The sequence below is a fragment of the Chryseobacterium paludis genome (genome assembly GCF_025403485.1).
GTDB classification, from domain to species: Bacteria; Bacteroidota; Bacteroidia; order Flavobacteriales; family Weeksellaceae; genus Chryseobacterium; species Chryseobacterium paludis.
Map to the genome: position 1 here is coordinate 4312186 of NZ_CP099966.1, position 24847 is coordinate 4337032.

Annotated in this window: 25 protein-coding genes; 19 read left to right on the top strand and 6 right to left on the bottom strand. The window is 34.9% G+C overall.

What is annotated here, in order from left to right; all coding sequences use genetic code 11:
• Positions 1-86 precede the first annotated feature (86 nt).
• Positions 87-1520 (top strand): alpha-amylase, encoded by a 1434-nt coding sequence (locus tag NG806_RS19545; protein WP_214832953.1) that lies wholly within the window; start codon positions 87-89, stop codon positions 1518-1520.
• Between the two features lie 53 nt (positions 1521-1573).
• Here the strand turns inward: NG806_RS19545 and NG806_RS19550 are convergent, their stop codons facing one another.
• Both NG806_RS19550 and NG806_RS19555 read right to left on the bottom strand, forming a co-directional pair.
• Positions 1574-1987, bottom strand: a complete 414-nt coding sequence (locus NG806_RS19550) for a thiol-disulfide oxidoreductase DCC family protein (RefSeq protein ID WP_261511092.1) — start codon at positions 1985-1987, stop codon at positions 1574-1576.
• 13 nt (positions 1988-2000) lie between these two features.
• Positions 2001-2462, bottom strand: a complete 462-nt coding sequence (locus NG806_RS19555; RefSeq protein WP_261511093.1) for a heme-binding domain-containing protein — start codon at positions 2460-2462, stop codon at positions 2001-2003.
• A gap of 286 nt (positions 2463-2748) precedes the next feature.
• On the opposite strand from NG806_RS19555, the gene katG reads away from it, so the two are divergent.
• From katG to upp, 3 genes are all read left to right on the top strand, one after another.
• On the top strand, positions 2749-5022 hold the full coding sequence (gene katG, locus NG806_RS19560) for a catalase/peroxidase HPI (protein WP_315941741.1): 2274 nt from the start codon (positions 2749-2751) through the stop codon (positions 5020-5022).
• 264 nt (positions 5023-5286) lie between these two features.
• Complete coding sequence (der, locus tag NG806_RS19565) at positions 5287-6597, top strand: ribosome biogenesis GTPase Der (protein WP_214832944.1); 1311 nt, start codon at positions 5287-5289, stop codon at positions 6595-6597.
• A gap of 248 nt (positions 6598-6845) precedes the next feature.
• Positions 6846-7496 carry a uracil phosphoribosyltransferase gene (upp, locus tag NG806_RS19570; RefSeq protein ID WP_261511094.1) on the top strand — a complete coding sequence of 217 codons (651 nt, stop codon included), beginning with the start codon at positions 6846-6848 and terminating at the stop codon, positions 7494-7496.
• Between the two features lies 1 nt (position 7497).
• Here upp and NG806_RS19575 read toward each other — a convergent pair whose 3' ends face one another.
• The 3 genes from NG806_RS19575 to NG806_RS19585 form a co-directional block, all read right to left on the bottom strand.
• On the bottom strand, positions 7498-8187 hold the full coding sequence (locus tag NG806_RS19575; protein WP_261511095.1) for an alpha/beta fold hydrolase: 690 nt from the start codon (positions 8185-8187) through the stop codon (positions 7498-7500).
• Positions 8188-8299: 112 nt separating this feature from the next.
• Positions 8300-8950, bottom strand: a complete 651-nt coding sequence (locus tag NG806_RS19580; protein ID WP_214832938.1) for a ComF family protein — start codon at positions 8948-8950, stop codon at positions 8300-8302.
• A 55-nt stretch (positions 8951-9005) separates the two neighbouring features.
• Entirely contained in the window at positions 9006-10502 is a 1497-nt protein-coding gene (locus NG806_RS19585; RefSeq protein WP_261511096.1) for a helix-turn-helix domain-containing protein, read from the bottom strand.
• Positions 10503-10628: 126 nt separating this feature from the next.
• On the opposite strand from NG806_RS19585, the gene aceB reads away from it, so the two are divergent.
• The 9 genes from aceB to NG806_RS19630 all read left to right on the top strand — a co-directional run bounded on the left by aceB (position 10629) and on the right by NG806_RS19630 (position 18743).
• Complete coding sequence (gene aceB / locus NG806_RS19590) at positions 10629-12203, top strand: malate synthase A (protein ID WP_261511097.1); 1575 nt, start codon at positions 10629-10631, stop codon at positions 12201-12203.
• Between the two features lie 144 nt (positions 12204-12347).
• Positions 12348-13628, top strand: a complete 1281-nt coding sequence (aceA, locus tag NG806_RS19595; protein WP_261511098.1) for an isocitrate lyase — start codon at positions 12348-12350, stop codon at positions 13626-13628.
• Positions 13629-13725: 97 nt separating this feature from the next.
• Entirely contained in the window at positions 13726-14109 is a 384-nt protein-coding gene (locus NG806_RS19600; protein ID WP_214832931.1) for an acyl-CoA thioesterase, read from the top strand.
• Between the two features lie 59 nt (positions 14110-14168).
• Positions 14169-14744: an OmpH family outer membrane protein gene (locus NG806_RS19605; protein ID WP_261511099.1), complete on the top strand. Its 576-nt coding sequence runs from the start codon at positions 14169-14171 to the stop codon at positions 14742-14744.
• Positions 14745-15089: 345 nt separating this feature from the next.
• Positions 15090-15536, top strand: a complete 447-nt coding sequence (locus NG806_RS19610) for a 6-pyruvoyl trahydropterin synthase family protein (protein WP_214832927.1) — start codon at positions 15090-15092, stop codon at positions 15534-15536.
• 26 nt (positions 15537-15562) lie between these two features.
• Positions 15563-16354, top strand: coding sequence for a UDP-2,3-diacylglucosamine diphosphatase (locus NG806_RS19615; RefSeq protein WP_214832925.1), 792 nt, complete (start codon positions 15563-15565; stop codon positions 16352-16354).
• Between the two features lie 172 nt (positions 16355-16526).
• Complete coding sequence (locus NG806_RS19620; protein WP_261511100.1) at positions 16527-17516, top strand: LuxE/PaaK family acyltransferase; 990 nt, start codon at positions 16527-16529, stop codon at positions 17514-17516.
• Positions 17517-17577: 61 nt separating this feature from the next.
• On the top strand, positions 17578-18084 hold the full coding sequence (locus NG806_RS19625) for a phosphate ABC transporter permease (RefSeq protein WP_261511101.1): 507 nt from the start codon (positions 17578-17580) through the stop codon (positions 18082-18084).
• Between the two features lie 113 nt (positions 18085-18197).
• Positions 18198-18743, top strand: a complete 546-nt coding sequence (locus tag NG806_RS19630; protein WP_261511102.1) for a hypothetical protein — start codon at positions 18198-18200, stop codon at positions 18741-18743.
• A 49-nt stretch (positions 18744-18792) separates the two neighbouring features.
• Here NG806_RS19630 and aqpZ read toward each other — a convergent pair whose 3' ends face one another.
• Positions 18793-19509, bottom strand: coding sequence for an aquaporin Z (gene aqpZ / locus NG806_RS19635; RefSeq protein ID WP_214833218.1), 717 nt, complete (start codon positions 19507-19509; stop codon positions 18793-18795).
• Positions 19510-19726: 217 nt separating this feature from the next.
• Between aqpZ and NG806_RS19640 the strand changes: the two genes are divergently transcribed.
• The 6 genes from NG806_RS19640 (at position 19727) to NG806_RS19665 (ending at position 24741) form a co-directional block, all read left to right on the top strand.
• On the top strand, positions 19727-20347 hold the full coding sequence (locus tag NG806_RS19640) for a DUF5715 family protein (RefSeq protein WP_261511103.1): 621 nt from the start codon (positions 19727-19729) through the stop codon (positions 20345-20347).
• A gap of 148 nt (positions 20348-20495) precedes the next feature.
• Positions 20496-21224, top strand: a complete 729-nt coding sequence (locus tag NG806_RS19645) for a hypothetical protein (RefSeq protein WP_261511104.1) — start codon at positions 20496-20498, stop codon at positions 21222-21224.
• Positions 21225-21230: 6 nt separating this feature from the next.
• The gene (locus tag NG806_RS19650; RefSeq protein ID WP_214832913.1) at positions 21231-21854 is read left to right on the top strand and encodes a hypothetical protein; all 624 of its coding nucleotides are present in this window, start codon (positions 21231-21233) and stop codon (positions 21852-21854) included.
• Between the two features lie 32 nt (positions 21855-21886).
• Positions 21887-22636, top strand: coding sequence for a sensor histidine kinase (locus tag NG806_RS19655; protein WP_261511105.1), 750 nt, complete (start codon positions 21887-21889; stop codon positions 22634-22636).
• The gene (locus NG806_RS19660; protein WP_214832911.1) at positions 22602-23279 is read left to right on the top strand and encodes a response regulator transcription factor; all 678 of its coding nucleotides are present in this window, start codon (positions 22602-22604) and stop codon (positions 23277-23279) included. Before NG806_RS19655 ends, NG806_RS19660 begins: the two co-directional genes overlap by 35 nt.
• A gap of 145 nt (positions 23280-23424) precedes the next feature.
• Positions 23425-24741, top strand: a complete 1317-nt coding sequence (locus NG806_RS19665; protein ID WP_214832909.1) for a T6SS phospholipase effector Tle1-like catalytic domain-containing protein — start codon at positions 23425-23427, stop codon at positions 24739-24741.
• The last annotated feature ends 106 nt before the right edge of the window (positions 24742-24847 follow it).

The following is a 24847-nucleotide window of genomic DNA, read 5'->3' on the forward strand; positions in this document are numbered from 1 at the left end:
TGACAAGCAAATTTATTCACGTTCCTTGGAATTTATTTTAATAAAATTGTACTTTAGTTGTTATATTAATAATTAAAATACGAACTATGAAAAAAAAACATTTCCTTCTTTCATTAGTAGTTTTAGGTATTATGAATTCCTGTGCTACGAATGATGAGGTGATAGATAAAAGCTCTAATGAATTAGAGGTTCATTCCAAAATAGTGCAGGTTACAAATCATGATGGGAGGCCTTTCAGTACAGGAAAAGAATCGGCTAATGGTAAATTTACTGCAGGTCCTGGCGGTGGAGTTCTGATGCAGGGGTTTTATTGGGATGTTCCCGAAGGTGGAAACTGGTGGAATACCGTTAAAGATAAATTGACCGACTGGTCCAATGCCGGAATAAGTGCAGTTTGGTTGCCGCCAGCATCAAAGGCGCAGAATGGTCCTTATTCAATGGGGTATGATCCTACGGATTATTATGATTTTGGAAATTTTAATCAAAATGGAAGTATAGAGACGCGATTTGGTTCAAGAGCAGAATTAGAAGCATTGATCACTAAAGCTCATGCTGAAAATATGCAGGTTTATGCTGATATCGTTATCAATCATAACAGTGGCGGGCAATCTGAAGCCAATCCTTATACGGGAACCAATACCTGGACTAATTTTTCAGGAATAGCTTCCGGGAAGTTTCCAAGAAGCTACAATGATTTTTATAAGAATGCTTATGGAAATAATGATGAGGGTGCTTTTGGTGGTTTTCCGGATTTATGCCATGCACGTCCTTATGTGCAGGACTGGCTTTGGGGAAGAGATGATTCTGTGGGGAAATACTATAAAAATGTAATGAAGTTTGACGGTTGGAGATTCGATTATGTAAAAGGTTTTGGAGCTTGGGTGGTGAATAGCTGGAATTCTAATGTGGGTGGTTTTTCTGTAGGAGAATTGTGGGATTCCGATGTAAATACATTAAACTCATGGGCAAATAATGCCAACAGTTCGGTGTTCGATTTTGCAGCCTACTATAAAATGGATGAAGCTTTTGATAATGGAAATCTTAATCTTTTGAATGATGATATGATGTGGAAAAGAAATCCTTATAAGGCGGTTACTTTTGTGGCGAATCATGACACCGATATTATCTATAATAAGATGCCTGCTTATGCTTATATTTTAACTCATGAAGGGTATCCCACTATATTTTACAGAGATTATGAAGAATGGTTGAATAAGGAAAGGTTAAATAATCTGATTTGGATTCATAATAATAAAGCGACAGGAACAACTTCTATTCTGTACACGGATAATGATGAATACATTGCGAGACGAAATGGTTATAATGGTAACCCAGGATTGGTTGTATATATCAATACTTCTTCAAGCTGGCAGGAACGATGGGTTGATACGAACTGGACTAATCAACAGATCAAAGATTTTACCGGGGCATCCACCTGGTATCCGACGACACAGGCTGATAAAAGAGTTAAAATTCAATGTCCGCCAAATAGTTATTCTGTATGGTCACTTAATCAATAAAAAGAAGGCTGTTTCAATTTGGAACAGCCTTCTTTTTTATGATATTTTTTAATTTAAACTTCTATAAATTTTCTTTTCTGATTCTGATCAGGAAGAAAACATTTCTGAGCAGCCAATTTCATTCTGTTTCTTGAGATCAGATCATAAACCTGATCACTTAAAAATGTTGGAATCATTTTTCCAGCAGCAATCAGTTGATAAATACCACCTAATAAACTGGCAATTTGAAGAACTGCCCGGGATTTTACCAGGTAATATTGATTAGGTTTCCAAAGATACATCGTGTTGAATACCGTTGTTTCCAGCCCCCTTTCGGATAAAAATTTCTGACCGAAATCAGATTGTAAGGACGCGAATAAAAATTTGTTTTTTGTATCACGTTCCAGGATCCACTGTACCCAGAAATTACAGACTCCGCATTCTCCATCAAAGAAGACAATATATTTATCCTGCCAATTTTCCTGCATAATCCATTTGTTTTTAAAATACCATCGATCTTTCAGTTTCTTCTTTTACTTTTTTAAAGTATTTTATTAATTCCTTTCTTTGTTCAGGAGTTAATTTTGCACCCTGATGACCAATGAAATATGATTCAAGAGGCATTTCCTCTTTTTCGATCATTTCTGTACATTCCTGCAATTTGTGTGCCTGTCTTTTAGGTTCGTACATTGCAAAGGTAGAGAAATTTAGATGTTTTCTTCCTTCATCAATATGTTTTTTTAAAAACCATGAGGAGGGAGCAATACTGGAATACCATGGATACTTTGTTTCATTAGAATGACAGTCATAACAGGAAGTGTTGATGATCTTGGCGATCTCCGGTGGTGTATTTTTTATTTTTAAAAAATCCATGCCTGGATTTAAAGGTGGATTTGTCTTATCAATTGGAAAAAACTGAATGATAATAAAAGCAACTAAGAGAACGATCAATACTTTTTTCATACTGCTGTTTTTGAGTGTTTGTATGGATAAATGTAGGCATTTTTTTTCTTATCGTAAAAGGTAGAATCATTCTAAATAGAGTGGTTTTACGAGTTTTTTATCTTGATTTGAATGAAATATTGCTAACTTCTTGCATTTAATGAGGCAAAATTGCGAGATCTAAATTATAGTTTTTAACTATTGTAAAAATAATATCAATAGATCAAATTTATTGATCAGGTTGTTGTAAGTTTGTCTTATTCATAGCAAGTAAACTATATCTATCAATATTAAAATTTAAGCAACAATGGAAAAAGATTCAAATGACATCAGTAAGTGCCCGTTTCATAATGGAACGATGAAGCAAAGTGTCGCTGGTGGTGGAACTCAAAATCAGGAATGGTGGCCTAACCAGTTAAGAGTTGATATTTTACGTCAGCATTCATCTTTGTCGGATCCTATGGATAAGGATTTTGATTATGCTGAAGCTTTTAAGAATTTAGACCTTGAAGCGGTAAAAAGAGATCTTCATGCATTAATGACTGATTCACAGGAATGGTGGCCTGCAGATTTCGGACACTATGGTCCTTTGTTTATCCGTATGGCTTGGCATAGTGCCGGTACTTATCGTGTAGGTGATGGTAGAGGAGGTGCCGGAGCAGGGCAACAACGTTTTGCCCCATTAAATAGCTGGCCGGATAACGTAAGTCTTGATAAAGCCAGAAGATTGCTTTGGCCTATTAAACAAAAATATGGTAAAAATATATCATGGGCAGATCTTTTGATTCTTACTGGTAATATTGCTTTGGAATCCATGGGCTTTAAAACATTTGGATATGCCGGAGGACGTGAAGATGTTTGGGAGCCGGATATGGATATATATTGGGGATCTGAAACAACATGGTTAGGAGGAGACCTGCGTTATGCACACGGTTCTGAAGGGGTAGTTGAAAATCATGGCGTCCTTCCTACAGATGATAATGCAGATGGGGGTGTTCATTCACGTAATTTGGAAAAACCTTTAGCAGCAGTACAGATGGGTCTTATTTATGTAAACCCTGAGGGGCCTGATGGGAATCCGGATCCTATTCTTGCGGCTAAAGATATTCGTGATACTTTCGGACGTATGGCGATGAATGATGAAGAAACTGTAGCATTAATTGCTGGTGGACACAGCTTTGGAAAAACGCACGGTGCAGGACCGGCGGATCATGTAGGAAAAGAGCCTGAAGCAGCCGGAATTGAGCAACAGGGATTAGGATGGAATAGCAGCTATCGCAGTGGAAGTGGGGCTGATGCCATCAGTAGTGGGCTGGAAGTTACCTGGACCAAAACACCTACTCAGTGGAGTAATAATTTCTTTGAAAACCTATTTGAAAATGAATGGGAACTTACCAAAAGTCCAGCGGGGGCTCATCAATGGGTCGCTAAAAATGCAGAGAATACAATACCTGATGCGTTTGATTCTACAAAAAAACATAGACCTACAATGCTGACAACCGATCTTTCATTAAGATTGGATCCGGCATATGAAAAAATATCAAGACATTTTTATGAAAACCCTGATGCATTGGCGGATGCTTTCTCCCGAGCATGGTTTAAACTTACACATAGAGATATGGGACCAAGAGTCCGTTACCTGGGGCCTGATGTTCCGGCTGAAGTATTGATCTGGCAAGATCCTATTCCTACAGTAGATCATGCGTTAATCGATGCTGGTGATATTGAATCATTAAAAGTGAAAATATTAAATTCAGGACTAAGCTCTTCAGAATTGATAACTACAGCATGGGCTTCAGCATCAACTTTCAGAGGAAGTGATAAGCGTGGTGGAGCAAATGGTGCCAGGATTCGATTAGCTCCTCAAAAAAACTGGCAGGTAAATAATCCTGTTCAATTGCAGAAAGTACTAAATGGATTGGAAAATATCCAGACAGAATTTAATGCACAATCTTCAGGTAAGAAAGTTTCATTAGCAGATTTAATTGTATTGGCAGGAACTGCAGCAGTAGAGAAAGCAGCAAAAGATGCCGGCTATGATATTTCTGTTTCTTTCACACCGGGTCGTATGGATGCTTCACAAGAACAAACTGATGTTGAATCTATGGGATATCTTGAACCTGCAGCAGACGGTTTCCGTAATTACTTAAAAAGAAAATATACCGTTTCCACAGAAGCGTTATTAATAGATAAAGCACAGCTTTTAACACTTACGGCTCCTGAACTAACGGTATTAATCGGCGGAATGAGAGCGCTGGATACTAACTTTGACGGTTCTAAAAATGGGGTATTTACACACCGTCCAGGAGTTCTTACTAATGATTTCTTTGTGAACCTTCTGGATATGAGAACACAATGGAAAGCAACTTCCGCGGATAACGAATTGTATCTGGGAACAGATCGCTCAAGTGGACAGCCAAAATGGACGGCTACCCGTGCTGATTTGGTATTCGGTTCCAATTCAGAATTGAGAGCTATTGCTGAAGTATATGCCAGTGCTGATGCGCAAGGTAAATTTGTAAAAGATTTTGCTGCTGCATGGACTAAAGTAATGAATTTAGATAGATTTGATTTAGTTTAAATCTTAATATCATATAACTTAAAACCATCCTGAGAAGGGTGGTTTTTTGATTTGAACAATTTCAAATTATGAAATAATATATTTGATGTATGGCTATTGTCTGATATACAAAGTCTTAATAATGCCTAAGGTTGTTTTTGAAATCTCGTTTTTTTTATTTCTAAATAATAAAGCCTTATCTTTGCAAAAAATTGAGCTCCAAAAGTTGGAGTAACTCATTAATAACTTGTCCCGAGCGAGTCGAGGGATTATTAAACATTTTTTATGTCAAACATTGTTGCTATCGTTGGGCGTCCCAACGTAGGAAAATCCACATTATTTAACCGATTTCTGGAGAGAAGAGAAGCTATTGTAGACTCTACTGCCGGAGTTACAAGAGACCGTCATTACGGAAAATCAGATTGGAATGGAGTAGACTTTACTGTAATTGATACAGGAGGATATGATGTAGGAACAGAAGATATTTTCGAAGAAGAGATCCGTAAGCAAGTACAGTTAGCAGTAGATGAAGCAACATCTATTATCTTTATGCTGAATGTAGAAGAAGGACTTACCGATACTGATTATGAGATCCATGAACTTTTAAGAAGATCCAATAAGCCTGTATATATTGTTATTAATAAAGTAGATTCTGCTAAGGAAGAATTAGCGGCTACAGAATTTTATCAGTTAGGAATTGAAAAGTATTTTACACTTTCTTCAGCAACAGGTTCTGGAACCGGAGAATTACTGGACGATATTGTTAGGGATTTCCCAACTACCGATTATCAGGATCCTTTTGAAGGTTTGCCTAAAATTACTATTGCAGGTCGTCCAAATGTAGGAAAATCAACTTTAACGAATGCCTTACTTGATGTTGAAAGAAACATTGTAACCGATGTTGCAGGAACAACGAGAGATAGTATTCAGACCCTTTACAATAAATTCGGACACGAGTTTGTGTTGGTAGATACTGCAGGAATGCGTCGTAAGGCTAAAGTTTCTGAAGATCTGGAATTTTATTCTGTAATGAGATCAATCCGTTCTATTGAATATTCTGATGTCGTGATCATTATGGTAGATGCAACTCAGGGTTGGGAATCTCAGGATATGAATATCTTCGGATTAGCCCAGAAGAACAGAAAAGGAATTGTGATCGTGGTTAACAAATGGGATCTGATTGAAGATAAAAAAACAAATACCATTCGTGATTTCGAAAAAGTAATTAAAGATAAGATCGGACAGTTTCAGGATATTCCAATTTTGTTTATCTCTGCTTTAACGAAACAAAGAATTCTAAAAGCTGTAGAAGTGGCAATGGAAGTTTACGAAGACCGTAAGAAGAAAATAAAAACTTCAAAATTAAATGAGGTGATGCTTCCTATTTTTGAACAGACTCCACCTCCTGCAAACAAAGGAAAATATATTAAAATTAAATATTGTGTTCAGCTTCCTACACCATCGCCGCAGTTTGTATTTTTCTGTAACCTGCCGCAATATGTAAAAGAACCATACAAGAGATTTACTGAAAACCAATTGAGAAAAGAATTCGGATTTACTGGAGTTCCTATTGAAGTATATTTCAGACAAAAATAATAAGAATTTAGTTTCTTGGAACTTTCAAAATATCAAAAAAATGAAAGTTGAAATGAGAAATTATTAATCATAAAATCTGGTAAGAATAACGTTCTTACCAGATTTTTTTTGAGCCAATATAAGGGAATATTGATTTCTTTTTCCTGATCTATTTATTTGGCCTCAGGGATTTCAATATCCCGATTCATTTTTTAATTGTAATTTTGCAGGAATTAAAGCCGATCAACTCTAATTAAAATTTAAAATTCATGCTTACTATTTTATCAGAAAACTTTTCTCTTGTTAATGAATGGATTAATGAACTTCGTAATGTAGAAGTTCAACAGGATCGATTGAGGTTCCGTAGAAATATGGAGCGTATCGGAGAGATAGCAGCTTTTGAGATCAGTAAGGACTTAGAACAAAAAGAGGTTGAAATTCAGACTCCTCTGGATACGATAAAAGTAAAGGAAATTGCAGTCCAGCCTGTTGTTACTACAATTTTAAGAGCAGGAGTTCCTTTATTTCAGGGGATTTTAAATTATTTAGATAAAGCAGATTGTGGCTTTGTAGCTGCTTACAGAAAACATGATGCGAATGATTATTTTTCTATTAAACAGGATTATTTAACTTGCCCAAGTATTGAAGGCAGACCTTTGATTGTTGGAGACCCAATGTTGGCAACAGGAGCTTCTTTAATTGAGGCTATCAAAGATCTTTTAACACATGGAACACCTACGCAATTGCATATAGTGGCAGCAATCGCTTCACGCCAGGGAGTAGAAACTATTGAAAAAGCATATCCCGAAGCAAAAATCTGGGTAGGAGCCATTGATGAACAGTTGACCACCAAAGGATATATCACTCCGGGGCTAGGTGATGCCGGAGATTTAAGTTACGGCGAAAAATTGCAGCGATAATTTAGACTAAATTCCAGAAATCTTTCATGATATCAAATACTAATGTTGGACGTACTTTGTCCATCGGATGCTTCGTGTCTGGAAGTACAGCCAGCCTTGCATTTGGAATGCTATGATAGACCTGGATACTTTCTTCCAATGTTACCATATTATCTTTATCTCCAACCATGATCTGAACGGGTGTTGTGATAGCAATTAAACTGCTCTGATCTAATGATGGATTTTTGCCTAGAGAAATCATCATTTTAGCAATTGCGGGAAGAAGTTGTTTCCATTTACTGCCATGTTGAGCTTCCAGTTGTTCTGCATATTTTGGAATTTTTGAAAGGATTGTCTCAGGATCCAGTATTTTACTTTCCCTTACAGCCTGTTCTTCCGTCCAATCGAATTTTGTTCCTAAAGTCAGAATGGAACTTACGTTATCAGGCTTCCGCAAAGTATAACAAAGACCAACATAACCACCCATGCTGTGTCCGAAAATATAAACGTCTTTTAAATTTTCCTTTTCACAATAATTTTCCAGCTCCTTGGTGTATTTTTCAATGCTAATGTCTTCTTCTGAAATGTCAGTATTTCCATGTCCTGAAAATAGAGGAGTATGTATATTGAAGTGTTTCGATAGTTCCTGTTGATAAGGTTTAAAAATATCGCTATGTCCTAAAGCCCCATGTAGTAAAAGCAGATTTTTCATAATTATTAGTTTGATCGGAAAATTATAAAAAAGATTTGAATTGGAAGAGGTGACAGATTAAATATTCAGGACATAGATCTATTTAGTTATAAAACCTATGTTTCATGATCACCTAATCTATCGCCATTACCAGAATGCTCACTTTGTTATTTCCAGTTTTTAAAATCTCCCAGGCAATAGTAGATACCGTATTTCCGGTGGTGAACACATCGTCAATTAATAAAATGTGTTTTTCTGAAATATTTCGGGTTATTGAAAATGTGTTTTCATTTTTTAGGCGGTGTTTTTTATCTTTCAAAGCCTGGGCTTTCGAGTAATGATTTCTTTTAATTAAATGATGGTCAAATGGAATGTCATAAAAGCTGGCTAATATTTCGGTAAAAAGGTGTAGTTGATTGTAGCCTCTTTCTTTTTCTTTCTTAGGATGAAGAGGGACACTTACCAGAAGGTCAGGCTTTTTGCTTTTAAAATCTAACCTTTCTGTAATCCAATAGGCAAGGATTTTTCCGGTTTTCTCCCGGCTTCTGTACTTTAGTTCGTGAATGATCTTGCGGCTAAGGTTTTTTTCTTCAAACTGCATAAGAGCATAGGTATTTTCAACAGGAAATAAAAGTTTGCATTTTTCTTTAATGATATTTTCATCAAAGTAATCATAATGAGTAAAATGGATATGCTTAAAACAAAGATCACATACCAATATATCGGCATCGATGACCCGGTTGCAATGGATGCAACGGTTAGGGAAAAGTAGATTTAGAATCATTTGTGTGTTTGTTAAGCTAATATAAGATTATTGACTTAAACAGGAAAGTCTGAAATTAGTTTTTACTTTGCGGTTCTGATTCTATTTCTTTTCGTATTTTTTCAATAGAACTTTTCATACTCAGATTGAAATATTCCTTCTCCAGTCTAACAGGTGGAGCTTGTCTTACTTCGCAATCAGCAATACTGCAGGATTCACAGGTTACACCTACATTGATCGTAGGTAAAGTGGGTGATTTGATAAAGTTTATTTTCTTTATCGTTTGGGAATTCAGTAAAATTCCGAGACAATAGCTTCTGTTGCTGCCATCTGAAAATGGATTTTTCTGAGAAGTGGAAATTACCAGATAACTTATACCCTGATCTTTGTAATGGGAAATTTGGGCATCCGTCACAGTTTCATTTTCTTTTAAATGCTGAAGGTTTTTAACGGCTATCCATCTTCTGCAGTAATGTTCATTTGTGGCATTGGCATGAGGAGCCTGTTGATGATTAAGATGTAGCTCTTTTAAGATCTGTATCCTATCTGAGCCTTTCTTTTTAACCAGACATAAGTAAAACAGATCTTTAATTCCTAATTCCGATGACAGGATATTGGTCAGTCTGTAATAAAATGTTTCAGGAGAATTGGTGAAGCTTTCAATGAGATCGGTAAAGTTTTTTGGCTTCCATGTATTTTGTAAAAAAAAGTCGGAGGTATTTTCAATGATCTGCTCCTTTGAGATGAGTAATGCACCGGCAAAATAAGAGGCGTAAAAATTATTCAGAATTTCTTCAAAACTTCCAAAGTCCAGCCACGAATAGGTGTTAGGGCGATTTTTTAATTCCAGAACGTTAAAGCCTATCTCTTTAGCCAGGATAAAAGTCTTCTGATCCTTCTCCAGCTTAATATTAAGAAGTAAGAGTTTTTTTTCGGGAATAAATAATGATCGCAGATGAGTTGAAGTTCCATAAGGTTCAAAATCTCTTGATTGGATGGTATAATTAAACTTCTCAATAAGAATACTTTGTAAAACATCAGGATTCATATTTTTATTGAATTCCAATTGATGTTCCTTTGCAAATAGCAATACTTTTTCTTCAATGTCAGGGAAATAATTGTCATAAAGCTCCTGAAAAGAACGCAATACAGCAAAATAAAAACGTTCTTTCCCTAAATTATAATTCTGAGATATTTCAATCAAAGCATTGATAAAAGCTGTTACTTTTTTAGGAGCGTCACTGATAATACTGATCAGGTTATTTTTATTGATCCCGAAAAGATCTAGTGGAACTTCTTTAAAGAAATCTGATTGTAAAATTTCATTGAATGGAGCGAGGCTCTTATCAAGTTTGGTAGACACCAGATCATCAAAAGTACAATTCAAAGATTCTGACAGTTGAATTATTTTATCATGTTTCGGATATTTTTTTCCATTCTCAATTTCGTTCAGATAAGATTTTGATAGACCTGTCTTTAGAGCAAGATCCTGCAGAGACCAATTTTTCTTTTGTCTCTGCTGTTTCAGTTTTAGTCCGAATACCGTTTTAATAAAGTCGCTTTCTGCATTCATTACTCAAATATAAATAATTGATTGCGATTATTCGCATAATAAATTTTAAAAATAATTAGCGAACGTTCGCTAATTGTGAAAATTTTTATTTATGTTTGTAATATCAAATCACAAAATCAATGAGTTATGGAAACCACAACCCAATTAAAAATAAAGGCTCAAAGCCAGTTTAAAGAAATTTTTAATCCTGAGTTAGTAGAATTTCTGGTTGAACTTCATCAGAATTTCAATACCAAGAGACTGGATCTTTTAGAAGAGAGAAAAGAAACTCAACTGGATTTTGACCGGAAACATCTTCCCAGGTTTTTACCACAAACGGAAGAAATAAGAAATGGAAATTGGGTGTGTTCGCCACTTCCTAAAGATCTGCTCGATCGTAGGGTTGAAATTACAGGACCTGTGGACCGGAAGATGATCATTAATGCACTCAATTCTGGCGCTTCTACTTTTATGGCGGATTTTGAGGATAGTAATTCTCCAACCTGGAAAAACTGTATGGAAGGTCAGATTAACCTTTCTGATGCTATTAACAGAAACATCGATTTTACGAACGAGCAAGGGAAATCCTATACGCTTAATAGTAAAACAGCTGTTTTACTGATTCGTCCCAGGGGTTTGCATCTTTCTGAAAAACATATTGAGATCAATGGCGAAGAAACTTCAGGTTCGTTGGTGGATTTTGGAATTTATTTTTTTAGAAATGCCCATCAATTGCTGGAGAATGGAAGTGGTCCCTACTTTTACCTTCCAAAATTAGAACATTATAAAGAAGCCCGTTGGTGGAATGAAATTTTTGATTTTGCTCAGAATTACCTTCAGATCCCAAAAGGAACTATTAAAGCAACGGTTTTAATAGAGACGATCACGGCATCATTTCAGATCGATGAGATTTTATACGAATTAAAAGAACATAGTTCAGGATTAAACTGTGGCCGATGGGATTATATTTTCTCATTTATTAAAAAATTCAGAAACCTTCCGGAATTTATTATTCCTGACCGGGATCAGGTAACGATGACCTCTCCATTTATGGCCGCTTATTCAAAAAGAGTCATTGAGATCTGTCATAAGAGAAATGTCCATGCGATTGGTGGAATGGCAGCACAGATTCCTATAAAAAATGATGATCAGGCGAATGATGCAGCTTTTGAAAAGGTAAAAGCTGATAAAGAACGTGAAGTAAAAAATGGGCATGATGGAACCTGGGTTGCACATCCCGCTTTGGTTTCAGTGGCAAAAAATATTTTTGACCAGTACATGCCTTATCCCAACCAGATTGATAAAAAAGTGGATTATCAGATCAAAGAAAGTGACCTGTTAGAAATTCCAAAAGGCGAGATTAGTGAAAAAGGAGTCCGTAAGAATATTAATGTCGGAATCCTGTATCTCGAAAGCTGGTTGATGGGAGTGGGTGCTGCAGCGATTTATAACCTGATGGAAGATGCGGCCACTGCAGAGATTTCACGAACACAGATCTGGCAATGGCTAAACAATGAAGCGGTATTAATTGATGACAGAGTATTAACCAGAGAAATGGTTCTTCAATGGGAAAAAGAAGAAATGGAGACTATTGAAAAATATGTTGGTGAAGAACGATTTAAGAACGGAAAATTCAACCTCGCGAAAGAACTTTTTAATGAACTGATCTTCTCAGAGAAGTTTGAGGAATTCCTGACGTTGAAAGCGTACCCTTTTATCTAAGCAAAAAGTGCATGAGTTTTGGGTGTTATGATGGAGGAATTTAGAATAAAACCACACCATACAAAATGATTTTATGGAAAATTGTTTCACTCGAATCCTATAAATCGCAATTGAAAATATTAACTAAATACAAATCAAAATATTATGAAAACGAAACAAGAAAAAATTCAGGCTTTAGAGCAGGATTGGTTGAGCAATCCTCGTTGGAATGGCGTACAAAGACCTTATACTGCTGAGGAAGTATTAAAACTCAGAGGCTCTTATACAATCGATTATACGATTGCTACTGAAATGTCTAAAAAGTTCTGGGAGAAACTAATGACTCAGGATTTTGTAGCCGGATTAGGAGCATTAACCGGAAATCAGGCGGTACAGGAAGTAGATGCCGGTCTGGAGGCAATTTACCTTTCAGGATGGCAGGTGGCTGCTGATGCTAATTTATCAGGGGAAATGTATCCTGACCAGTCTTTATATCCTGCGAATTCAGTGCCTTCTGTAGTGAAGAAAATTAATAATGCTTTATTGAGAGCTGACCAGATCCAATCCGTAAGTGGAAATGGAGACAGAGAATATCTGGTTCCTATTATTGCAGATGCAGAAGCCGGTTTTGGAGGCAATCTAAATGCTTTTGAACTCATGAAGCAAATGATAGAAGCCGGTGCTGCGGGAGTGCATTTTGAAGATCAGTTGTCATCAGCAAAAAAATGTGGTCACCTGGGTGGTAAAGTATTGGTTCCAACTCAGGAGGCTATCAATAAATTAGTTGCAGCCCGTTTGGCATCAGATGTAACAGGGGTTCCAAGTGTGATTATCGCAAGAACAGATGCTGATGCTGCAGACTTACTGACTTCAGATATCGATGATCGAGATAAAAAATTTGTAACCGGAGAAAGAACATCAGAAGGTTTTTATGTGGTGAAAAATGGAGTAGAGCAGGGAATAGACCGTGGTTTATCTTATGCTCCGTATGCAGATCTGATCTGGATGGAAACTTCTAATCCTGATCTGGAACAGGCAAGAAGATTTGCAGAAGGAATTCACGCCAAATTCCCAGGAAAAATGCTGGCTTACAATTGTTCACCATCTTTCAATTGGGCAGCAAAATTAAGTGTTGAAGAAATGACTACCTTCCGTGAGGAATTGGCAAAAATGGGTTATAAATTCCAGTTTATCACATTGGCAGGTTTCCATGCGTTGAATACTGCGATGTTTGAATTGGCTTTGGCATATAAAGAAAAAGGAATGGCTGGATATTCCGAATTACAGGAACGTGAGTTTGCTTTACAGCAAAAAGGTTTCAGAGCAGTAAAACACCAGTCTTTTGTAGGAACAGGATATTTTGATGAGGTTCAGAATGTGGTGACTGGTGGTTCTTCAGCTACGGTAGCAATGAAAGACTCTACTGAAATGGCACAATTTCATTAAGATTCATTTTTCGCATTATACATATTGTTTGAAAGCCTCCTCAATTTTGGGGAGGTTTTATTTTTAAGTATTATTTTTGAATAAATTTTTCAAAAGGATGAGTTTAGTATATCAAAAAGAAATAAAAGTAACAGAAGAAAATATAGATCAGAATAAGCATGTCAATAATGTGCAATATGTAAGCTGGGTGGAAGAAATAGCCACAGAACATTGGGATTTTGTAAAGCATAGGACTGAGTATCCCGAAGATATCTGGATGCTTCTGGATCATCATATTCAATACAAAAAACAGGTGTATCTGAATGATGTAATAACTGTAAAAACCTACCCCAAAGATCCGGAAGGCATCAAACAGCCCAGAAAAGTTGAGTTCTATTGTAATGGTCAGCTTGTGGTAGATTCCCTGACGCTGTGGGTTTTAATTGATTCTAAAACACAAAAAATTCAAAGATTGAAAAGTGATTGGCTGGAAAAGCTTTAAATATATTATATTTGGAAACTAAAAAAGAACTACAAAAGTTTTAAAATAATTATAAAAAAATGAAGTTAATTAAAGTGTTTTTTATTGCAGCAGGATTGACGCTGACTGCTAATGTCGCAAATGCTCAACAAAAGATAGGGAATGTAAATTCTGATGATATTTTTGCAAGTATGTCTGAAGTGAAAACAGCAAATGCAACCGTCGATAACCTTACTAAAGCAAAGCAAACTGAAATTGAAAAATTAATCAGTGATTACCAGGCTAAACTGAAAGTAGCACAGGATAAAGAAAAGACAATGAATGAGGCTAATAAAGAAGCCGTAACTAAAGAACTGATAGCAGCACAAACAGAATTACAAGGTTTGGGTAAGAAAATAGAAGAAGCGAGAACAACCGCAGCTAAAGATATTTCAGCTAAACAAAATGAGCTGTTTACTCCTTTACAGCAAAAAATACAAACTGCTATTTCTGCTGTAGCTAAAGAAAGAAGTCTGAATTATGTATTTGATACTTCATCAGCACAAGGTGCTAACAATCTTGTGTACACAGATGGAAGCGAAGATATCACAGCTGCTGTGAAAACTAAATTAGGAGCAACAGCAACAGCAACTAAACCAGCTGCAAAATCTAAATAATAGTTTCTGTAAATTAAAATATTCTAAACGGAATCGGATCAAAAGTCTGGTTCCGTTTTTTTATACATATAGCTCCTGGAAAATATAATAATACTATTGTATATTGTTTCCTTGACTGTCAAAAATGAAAGAATTTATTTTAAGTCCTTATTTTTGAAAAAATTGGATAAATAACAGAGGAAATTAACTTTTGAACTATTAGAAGAGTCTTGCAATGATTACAAATATTTTGTCGGATCATTGATGGAATTTTTATCAGAAATAGATCCCTATTAATTTTTTATTATCATATCATACTGCTCAGCAGATGTCCCAAACTCACCCCAAATTCCTTATCTTTGCACCATGATACGTATTACAAAAATTTTTACATTCGAAACAGCGCATGTGCTGTATAATTACGATGGAAAATGTAAAAATATGCATGGACATTCCTATAAGCTGTTTGTAACAGTGAAGGGAAAACCTGTAAATGATTTGGAGAACCCTAAAAATGGGATGGTAGTGGATTTTGGTGATATCAAAAGTATTGTAAAATCTGAAATTGTAGATGTTTGGGATCACGCGGTCTTAATTAACGGATTGTCTCCACATAAAGAATTGGGAGAAGATCTTGAGGGAAGAGGTCATAAAGTGATCTATTGTAATTTTCAACCGACTTGCGAAAATATGCTGTATGCTATTGCAGCTAAAATAAAATCTAAGCTTCCGGCTGAGGTTTCTCTGGCTTATCTTAAACTTCATGAAACTGAAAACTCTTACGGAGAATGGTTTGCTGAAGATAATTCTTAAATTTACCCAACAAAAAACTCAAATAGGTGTTAAAGACAACCATCAATTTAGAACCTGGAAAAAAAGTGTATTTTGCTTCCGATCAGCATTTTGGAGCTCCTGACCCAAAGGAAAGCAAAGTGCGTGAAGAAAAGTTCATCCGCTGGATGGACGAGATAAAAGAAGATGCTCAGGTTTTATTTTTAATGGGTGACCTTTTTGATTTCTGGCATGAATGGAAATATGTGATTCCGAAAGGATACGTCCGTGTATTGGGAAAGATCGCAGAATTAAAGGATAGAGGTATTCATGTTTACTTCTTTGTAGGCAATCACGATCTATGGATGAAAGATTATCTCGAGGAGGAAATCGGCTGTACTGTATTTTATAAGAAACAATATTTTGAAATGGGTGGTAAACAGTTTTTACTCGCTCATGGAGACGGTTTAGGGCCTGGTGATAAGGGCTATAAAAGGATGAAAAAGTTATTCACAAATCCTATTGCACAATGGGCTTTTAAATGGCTTCATCCGGATATTGCAATGAAGATCGCATTGTATCTTTCACAGAAAAATAAAATGATTTCTGGTGAAGAAGATAAAGCATTTTTAGGGGAAGATAAAGAGTTTTTGATCATCTACTCGAAAGAGAAACTGAAGACTGAGAAGATCGATTATTTTATTTATGGACACCGTCATCTTCCGATGGTTTTAGATCTGGAACAAAATGCCAAATATATCAATCTTGGAGATTGGATTTCCTATTTTACCTACGGTGTTTTTCAAGAAGATTTTGAATTAAAGACCTTTGAGGAAAAGACAAAAAAAAATTACCCCTAAAAGAGGTAATCTTCGAATGAATAAATTCACTCTGTTTTTAATCCATATTCCGCATACATCATTGCAATAACTTGACCAAAAATTTCAATTTATATTAAAAAAATATTAAAAAGGGTTGATGTTGGGTTAATCGATTAGAAATGAGACGATAAGAATATTAAAAATTTAGAAATTGGAAAATATATTCAACATACAGACTGAGCAGGATTTTTTAAATGCTTCATTGAAAACATTTCGTTATCAATACGAGAATGTTGAGATATACAGGAAGTTTGTAGATTATCTTAAGGTGAATCCTGAAACAGTTAGTGAACTGTCAAAAATTCCATTTCTACCAATAGAAATGTTTAAGAATCATCAGATCCTGGACAAAAAAGCATCTGCAGATCTGTATTTTCAAAGTTCGGGAACCACACAGATGAACTTATCTAAGCATTTCATTGCGAATGAAAACCTGTACCGTGAAAGTATTTATAAAAGCTTTGAGCAGTTTATCGGAAAGCCTGAGGATTTTATTTTCCTTGGATTGTTACCAAGTTATCTGGAAAAACAGAATTCATCATTAATTTATATGGTAGATTATTTGATGAGCACTTCCGCAAAACCTGAAAACGGATATTTTTTATACAACCACTCCGATTTATTTGACCTTTTAAATACATTGAAAGATAAAAAAGTGATACTATTCGGTGTTTCTTTTGCGCTTTTGGATTTTCTGGACTATTGTCATTCCGAACGAAATGGAGAATCATTAAATTTTATGGAAAACTTAGTGGTGATCGAAACCGGTGGAATGAAAGGCAGAAAGGAAGAAATGACAAAAGATGAATTGCTGGTAATTCTTCAGGAAGGTTTTAAAACAGATAAGATCTATTCAGAATATTCAATGACAGAATTGTTATCTCAGGCATATTCCCTTGGAAATAATGAATATAAGTGTCCAAATTGGATGCGTATTTTAGTGAGAAATGTAGAGGATCCACTGACGTATGAGAAAGAGGGTAGAACCGGGGCTGTTAATATTATAGACCTGGCGAATATTCATTCCTGCTCTTTTATTGCAACACAGGATTTAGGAAAAACACTTGTTGATGGGAAGTTTCAGATTCTCGGAAGAATAGATCATTCTGATATTCGTGGATGCAGCTTACTGGTTTCTTAAATCAGAAGTCAGGTTGAGCAGGAAAATGCGATCATCTAAAACATTGTAAAAGATTAAAAATATGGATGTGATTAAAAAATTGTTCTTATACTCTCTTTTGATTGGATTATCCAATTTGTTGTCTGCTCAAAAAGATGTGAAATCTGATATTTGGTCTGGAATTTATGTTGTACGTTCGGTAAATAAAGAAAGTTCAGAAATTGTTGATACTTTAATAATTAATAGAACAAAAGATGCCGATCCGAAAAAAGTTGCTGCCCGCTATGAATCGGATTTAGCCCGATGGACAATTTTTTCTAAAAAAGATGGTGATAAAGAAAAAGCTGTTATTAAGAGATTTTTATTTGATATAAAAAATAAAGAAGACGGATATAAAGAATTTGGTTGGACGGATTTACATGAGAAAGGGAAGATGAACTGTATTGATGGTGGACATTTTTTTATTTGTCAGACAGAACCGGATACTAAGGTTTCCTTTAGTAAAGATGAAGCCTATCCTACTAAAACAGGTATTTTTGGGATATGGTTAGATTACGGAATAGCCGAACTGGAGAAGATCGAAAATTGAAGTGAGAAACAATAATGACGATCTTTGTTTTTATAAGTCGTGAATTTTAATATAATACGAATTCCCCCAATCCCCGAAGCTCCCGCATCTAAAGACCTCTTAAATAAGAAAACATGCTTAAAATAGAAGAACTTGTTCATGCATATATCCATTCTCACTGTGATTTTGAGAAAGAAATTGTTTTAACCAATCATTTTCATTCTGATTGGGAAGCTGATATATTGATCATAAATACTTTGGGGCTGAGTCATGAAATTGAAATTAAGCTGTCTAAAAGTGATTTTAAAAATGATTTCAAAAAATCCTATATCAATACTGCTACAGGAGAGAAATTTTTAAAACACGATAAAATTTCCTGTGGAGATTATGTGTGTAATGCATTTAGTTTTCTCCTTCCTATGGGTATGATTGATCATAATGTGATTCCTGAACATTGTGGGATCATCGAATTTTATCATAATGTGGATACGTGGGAAACTGAATTTTATCTCATAAGAAAGCCTATTCAGGTACATCAGGATTCCTATTGGAAACTAAATGATAAAGATCTTTTTATCCGAAAAATAGCACTTAATTTACTACAGCGAAAAATGGAGATCAAAGGAAAACACGAAGAACTTATCTTTAAAAATCCTTTTGATATCAAAAAAAGAAAATAAAAAATCCTGCCAATTTAGACAGGATTTTTTTTAGATATATATTTTTTTATTAAGCAGCTACCTCGGTATCTGTTCGTTGAAGTAAGAATTTGTAGATCAATCCGCCAGCAATTCCACCAAGAATAGGAGCTACCCAGAACAACCAAAGTTGAGACATCGCAGCACCACCTACAAAAAGAGCCTGGGAAAGGGATCTTGCAGGATTTACAGATGTATTGGTAATAGGAATTGATATTAAATGTATCAATGTTAAAGCAAGGCCAATGGCAATTCCAGCGAATTTTCCGTTAGCCCATTTATCCGTTGCTCCCATAATAATGATCAGGAAGAAAGCAGTTAACAAAAACTCGGCTAAGAACGCTGCTCCCATCGAATAGCTTCTGTTATGATAGCCGGGCATATCATAGAAGTTGGTGGCAAAAGCTCCTGGTCCTTCTGTAGTAAATGCTCCAGCACCGTTGAGGATAAAATAAAGGCAGGCAGCTGCTGCGATTGCACCCAGACACTGGGCGGCAACATAAGAGATCAGGTCTTTGAAAGGAAATCTTCCTCCGGCTAAAAGACCAAAAGTCACAGCAGGGTTAAAGTGTCCTCCTGAAATATGACCCACAGCATAAGCCATGGTGAGAACCGTAAGACCAAATGCTAAAGCAACACCTAAAAGTCCAATTCCAATGTCGGGAACTCCGGCAGCGAAAACTGCACTTCCGCAACCACCGAAAACAAGCCAAAATGTGCCGAAAAATTCAGCAAAAAGTTTTTTTATCATAATGTTTATTTTTATATTGAAACCAAATTTATAGTTTAAATTTCAAATTTTCAAATTAATTTTTAAAAAGAATGAAATTAAATCGAATAACAGGTGTGGATATGGCAATGTTATTCAGTATTTAATGAAGAATATATTTTATGAATACTTCTCTTATAGTTGAATTGTATCACATAAATGTTTATTTTTCGTTTTTTAATTAAAAAGCTTGCGAATGAAAAAGTTTCTGTGTGTAATTTTTGGATGTTTTATTTCTCATTTTCATTATGCCCAATCCTCTAAAAATACAGGATCCTGTTATGACCTTAATGAAGTTTTAAAAGTGGAACCAACACCTCTTTATAAACCTCACCTGGATGCTTCAAAAAGTTTTGGGGTAAAATTACTGAAGGATACTAAAATCATTCAGAAATATATCAACAGCGGAAAGTTTCATAAAATTAAAAAAACGGGGAAAGGATACCGGGTTCAGAAATTGAATTATAGCAGAGCTTATATGGTTTCTAAAGCTAAAACAACCCTTGAAAAAATGGGCGCCAGATTTAGTAAAGAGACAAAAGGACATACTTTTACGGTTTCATCAATTACAAGGACGCTTGAAGACCAATGCCGATTAAGAAGAGTGAATTCCAATGCGTCCTTAGGAATAAGCTCTCATAATTATGGAAACTCTTTCGATATTTCTTACGTACGGTTTAATGATGTTTTAAAATATAATCCTAAAATGGAAATTGCTTTAGAAAAAGTATTGAAATATTACGCTAATGCCGGCCGGATTTATTACATAAAAGAAAGACAACAGAGCTGTTATCATATTACCGTTAGGAATTATTGATCATTGTAATAATTTGATGATTTGAAAAGAAATAAAAAGGATATTGTTTTATCTTTAATGAAGATTAATAAATCCTCAATTATAAGTGAGATATTTGCATAAGTAGTTTAGTTTATATAATTTTATACGACTAAAAAACCATGAAAATATGACAATTCTTAACAAAGATGAATATACCGCCGCAATTGCCGCGTGGGATACCAGTTCCAAAGATTATTCAACAATCCAAAAGTTAATCCCCTCCAACTTTGTTTTTACCCTTTCGCTGGATCAGATTGACTGGCTGAAAAGAAATAATAAATGTGAAGATTTCTGTACTGAAATAGGAGTGTATAAAAATCAACTTGTATTGATCCTTTGTGCACTTGATGCAAACGGACAAAAAATTGCAGTTAATGAATACCCTTATAGCATTCTTGCAGAGTTAACAACAAACCTTACTTTGGTAGAAACAAAAGAGTATACCTTAGTGAAAAATGCTGTTCTTTCTAAAGAATTACAGCAGGTAGATCGTACTGCGGATATGTATTTACCCGTAGCTAATATGCCGATAATGGAACAGGATAAAGCTGTTGCTGCCATAGAACTTTGGAGAGATGAAGGATCAACATGGTTCTATAGAGAGTGTGAGGAATTTAAGGGAGCAAGGATTTTTAAAAGATTCTATGTTCCTGTAGAAGACCTGAATCCACCGAAAGAGGGACTTAGCTATATCGTATGTTCATTTGGAATCAAATTTTCTGAAATCTATCAGAGACCTTTGGTAACATTGATCTTTATCTCTTTCTTTCGGGATTTACAAAATACAGGAAGTGTAGAGGTAATTTCCAATACATACGATTGGTCAAGACCATGTCCTCCGATTTGTCAATTATAGAAATATATGCATAGCTATTTTATCACTACGTGGGGTATCACAAATATTCTGCTTCTCATTTCTTTTATTTTCGGAATTGCAAAATATTCTGTTTTAAGAAAAGAAGAAAAACAATATGTGTTCTATATTGGATTTCTTTTATTTATAGAAGCCGCAACTAATTTTTTAACAGTTGTTCTTCATTATAAAGACACCTCATTTTTGTATCCGATTTATATAGCTGGCGAATTTTTCCTGTTAACAAGTTTATTCATTAGAAAACTGGGCGTACTAAAATATGGGCTGATCCCAATATTGATCCTTACGGTAGGTTTTTTAATTGTAAATAAATTTTTTGACACCTATTTTAATGATGATGTTGTAAAAGTGACTTCCAACATCATCATTGTATGTTTTGCAGGGTATACTTTATTACAGCAAATTAAGAATAACAAAAGTGTTAATCGCTTTACATTAGTGGATGCCTGTATTTTTTTCTATTATTCTGTCTCCGTTTTTATTTTTATCATCCAGCATCAGATAGCCACTTTGTCAGAGGATAATTATTATGCAATTTTAGGAACCAATAATATTCTGTCAAGTATTTTATATGGTTCTTTTATATATACATTTATCAAATTAAAGAAATAACCCTACATATTGATTTTTTAATATTGATAATTGTGATCCTGGCAGTTATCGTATTATTTATTCTACTGGCTTATAAAACTTTTGTAGATAGGATTATTAAAGAAAAGAATGCGCAACATGAGGCTGAAGTTCTTCATCAGAAAAAATTAGTATTAGAAAATATTAAGGCTCAGGAAGAAGAACGGAAACGAATTGCCGTCATGATTCATGATGATATGGGGAACAGGCTCAATATATTGTCTTTGTGGCTTAATAATCTCGATACCAAGGGAGATGAATTAATTAAGAAAAACATTTATGGACAGATGTCTGCTTTAATTGATTCTGCGAGAACGATATCCCATTCTTTGTATCCGGTAAACCTGGAATCGGTGGGTCTTGTTTTGTATATTGAAGAATTAATTGCAAATCTATCTCATAAAATTAATATCTCATTACAGGTAGCTCCAGGTTATGAACAGAAAGATGTTTTTATAGAAGTTCAGCTGTACAGGATTATACAAGAGTTTACTACGAATGTTATTAAACATTCAGAAGCTACAAAAATCTGGATCTATATAAAAGACTATTCACAGTATACAGCCGTAGTTATTTCAGATAACGGACAGGGTTTTGATTATGATCTGGTGAAAAAAGGAATGGGTATTAAAAATATTGAATCCAGGATCAAATCTATAAATGCTGTTCATAAATGGAAAAATGTACCCAATAAAAGAAGTCGTTTAATCATTAAAATTCCTCGTAATAATGAATTCCAAGATCAAAATAGCGCTAATAGATGATGAACAGTTAATTCTGGAGGGTGTCAAATTATTATTATCAAATGAGCAGAATATATCCGTAAACCTTACAGCGGATAACGGACCAGATTTTATAAAAAGTTTAGAAGACCTACCTGAGAAAGATTTTCCGGATATTGCTTTAGTGGATGTACAGATGCAGCCAATGAACGGTTTTGAACTGGTTGAAATTCTTAAAGAAAAATACCCTAATCTGAAAATTATTATTCTTTCTTCCCATTATAAAAGCTCCATTCTGGGTTATATGGTTAAACTGGGAGTTTCTGCTTTTCTGCCTAAGAACTCAAATAAGAAAACATTTATAGACGCTATTACAATGGTTTTTAAAAATGGTGTTTTCTTTACAGCTGAAGATCATCAGATGTTGTTTACCTACATGAACAGTTCCAGTAAGAAGAAATCTTTGTTTGAAATGGAAGATGAACTTTCAGAACGTGAAAAGGATGTGGTAAAACTGATATGTCAGGAATATACCAATAATGAAATAGCTGAAAAGCTTTTTATAAGCCCGAGGACGGTGGAAAGTCACCGACAGCGCGTTCTTGAAAAGATAGGTGCTAAAAATACAGTCGGTATTGTAATCTATGCGATTATTAACAATATCTATTCTCTTGAAAAAATATAATTCCGTAGAAATACGGAATTTTTAATTTAGTATCTTTTACTCTATTATTCTCTCCCTTTTCATGGTTACTTTGAAATGATTATCTAACGGAGCTATAATATAAAAAAAGCGACGGTAGATTATTGATCACTTAAAAATTGTTACCATGGGAAATGATATAGTATCTGTCGGAATTTTTTTTGATGGAACAGGAAATAACGGATTCAATGCAACTTCAGATAAAAAGCCACTGATTAACCATGAAAGCTATCATGCAGCACCCACAAATGTTTTTAAGCTCTTCGAATTGTTCAATGGAGATGAAAAAATATATGTTGAGGGAATAGGAACGATAACCGGAGCCGAAGACAGTGATTTTGCGAAAGCAACCTGTAAAAATCCGATAGGATGTTCTGGGTATTCTTCCGATGATAAGCTTCGGAAAGCATACTCTTTTATTGAACAGAAAATGCAGGATAAGACCAAAGAATATCAGTTTTATGTATATGGATTCAGTAGGGGATCTATGCTGGCTAGAAATTTTTGTTATGAACTATTAAGTCCGGGTTCTGTATTATCAGGAAATATTAAAGTAAAGTTCTTAGGCGTTTTTGATACCGTAGAATCAGCTCCTTTTAACGATTATAATGTGAGTTTATCAGCAGGCGTAGAAAATGCACTTCAATTATGTGCGGTGAATGAATGCAGATATTTTTTTCCATTGACCGGATTTTTTGAAAATTCAAAAAGTATGGAAGATTCAGAGCTTTCTACCGGAAATTCTGTATGGAAAGAGATCTTTGTTCCGGGTGTTCATGCTGATGTAGGTGGAGGTTATCTGGAAACCTCACAATCGGTGTATGTTTCTTCAAATCACCTGCAGGTTTCAGAGATAAATTCCTACGTTTCAAATATAAGAGATGTAGCGAAAGATCCTGAGGGAAATAGAATCTGGAATCCTATTTTACAGAATTATCACATAGATGAAGGTGAAATTCTCTCTCAGGCATATGTAGAAAGAGAAATAGTTTACAATGACCTTTCAAAAGTTTACGGAAAATTAATGTTGATGCAAACTAATGCTATAATTTCAGTTTTTAAGACAGATTTTAATGAATCTGATTTCAAAATTGGTCAGGAACATTTGTTTTTAGAATCATTTTATACCGAACTCGAAAGCTATGCCAACAACCTTACCCCGAGTATGAAACCCTCGTATAATTATGAAAAACTTGCAGATTATACCCATATTTCAGCCAATTTTGGTTTATATAAAAAGGGGCAGCTTAAAAGATCTCCAGAATTAATAGATGCAGAAATAATAAATAATGGATTAAATGTTCCCAGCAGATCGTTAGCTAATAATCTTCATCCAGTTCTTCAGGCTGAAATGCATATCCTGGAGGATACAGTGGTTACAGATTTCGCATATGGAGCGAATGTTCCTAATAATGATAACTGGATGCGCTCTATATTAATTTAAAATAAAACTTACATTATTAAATGTTCGTATTTTTCAGTTTTAGCTTAGGTAATGGAGCTCCTCAAATGGGGAGCTTTTTTTATTTATCGTCTATTCATTTCTTTTT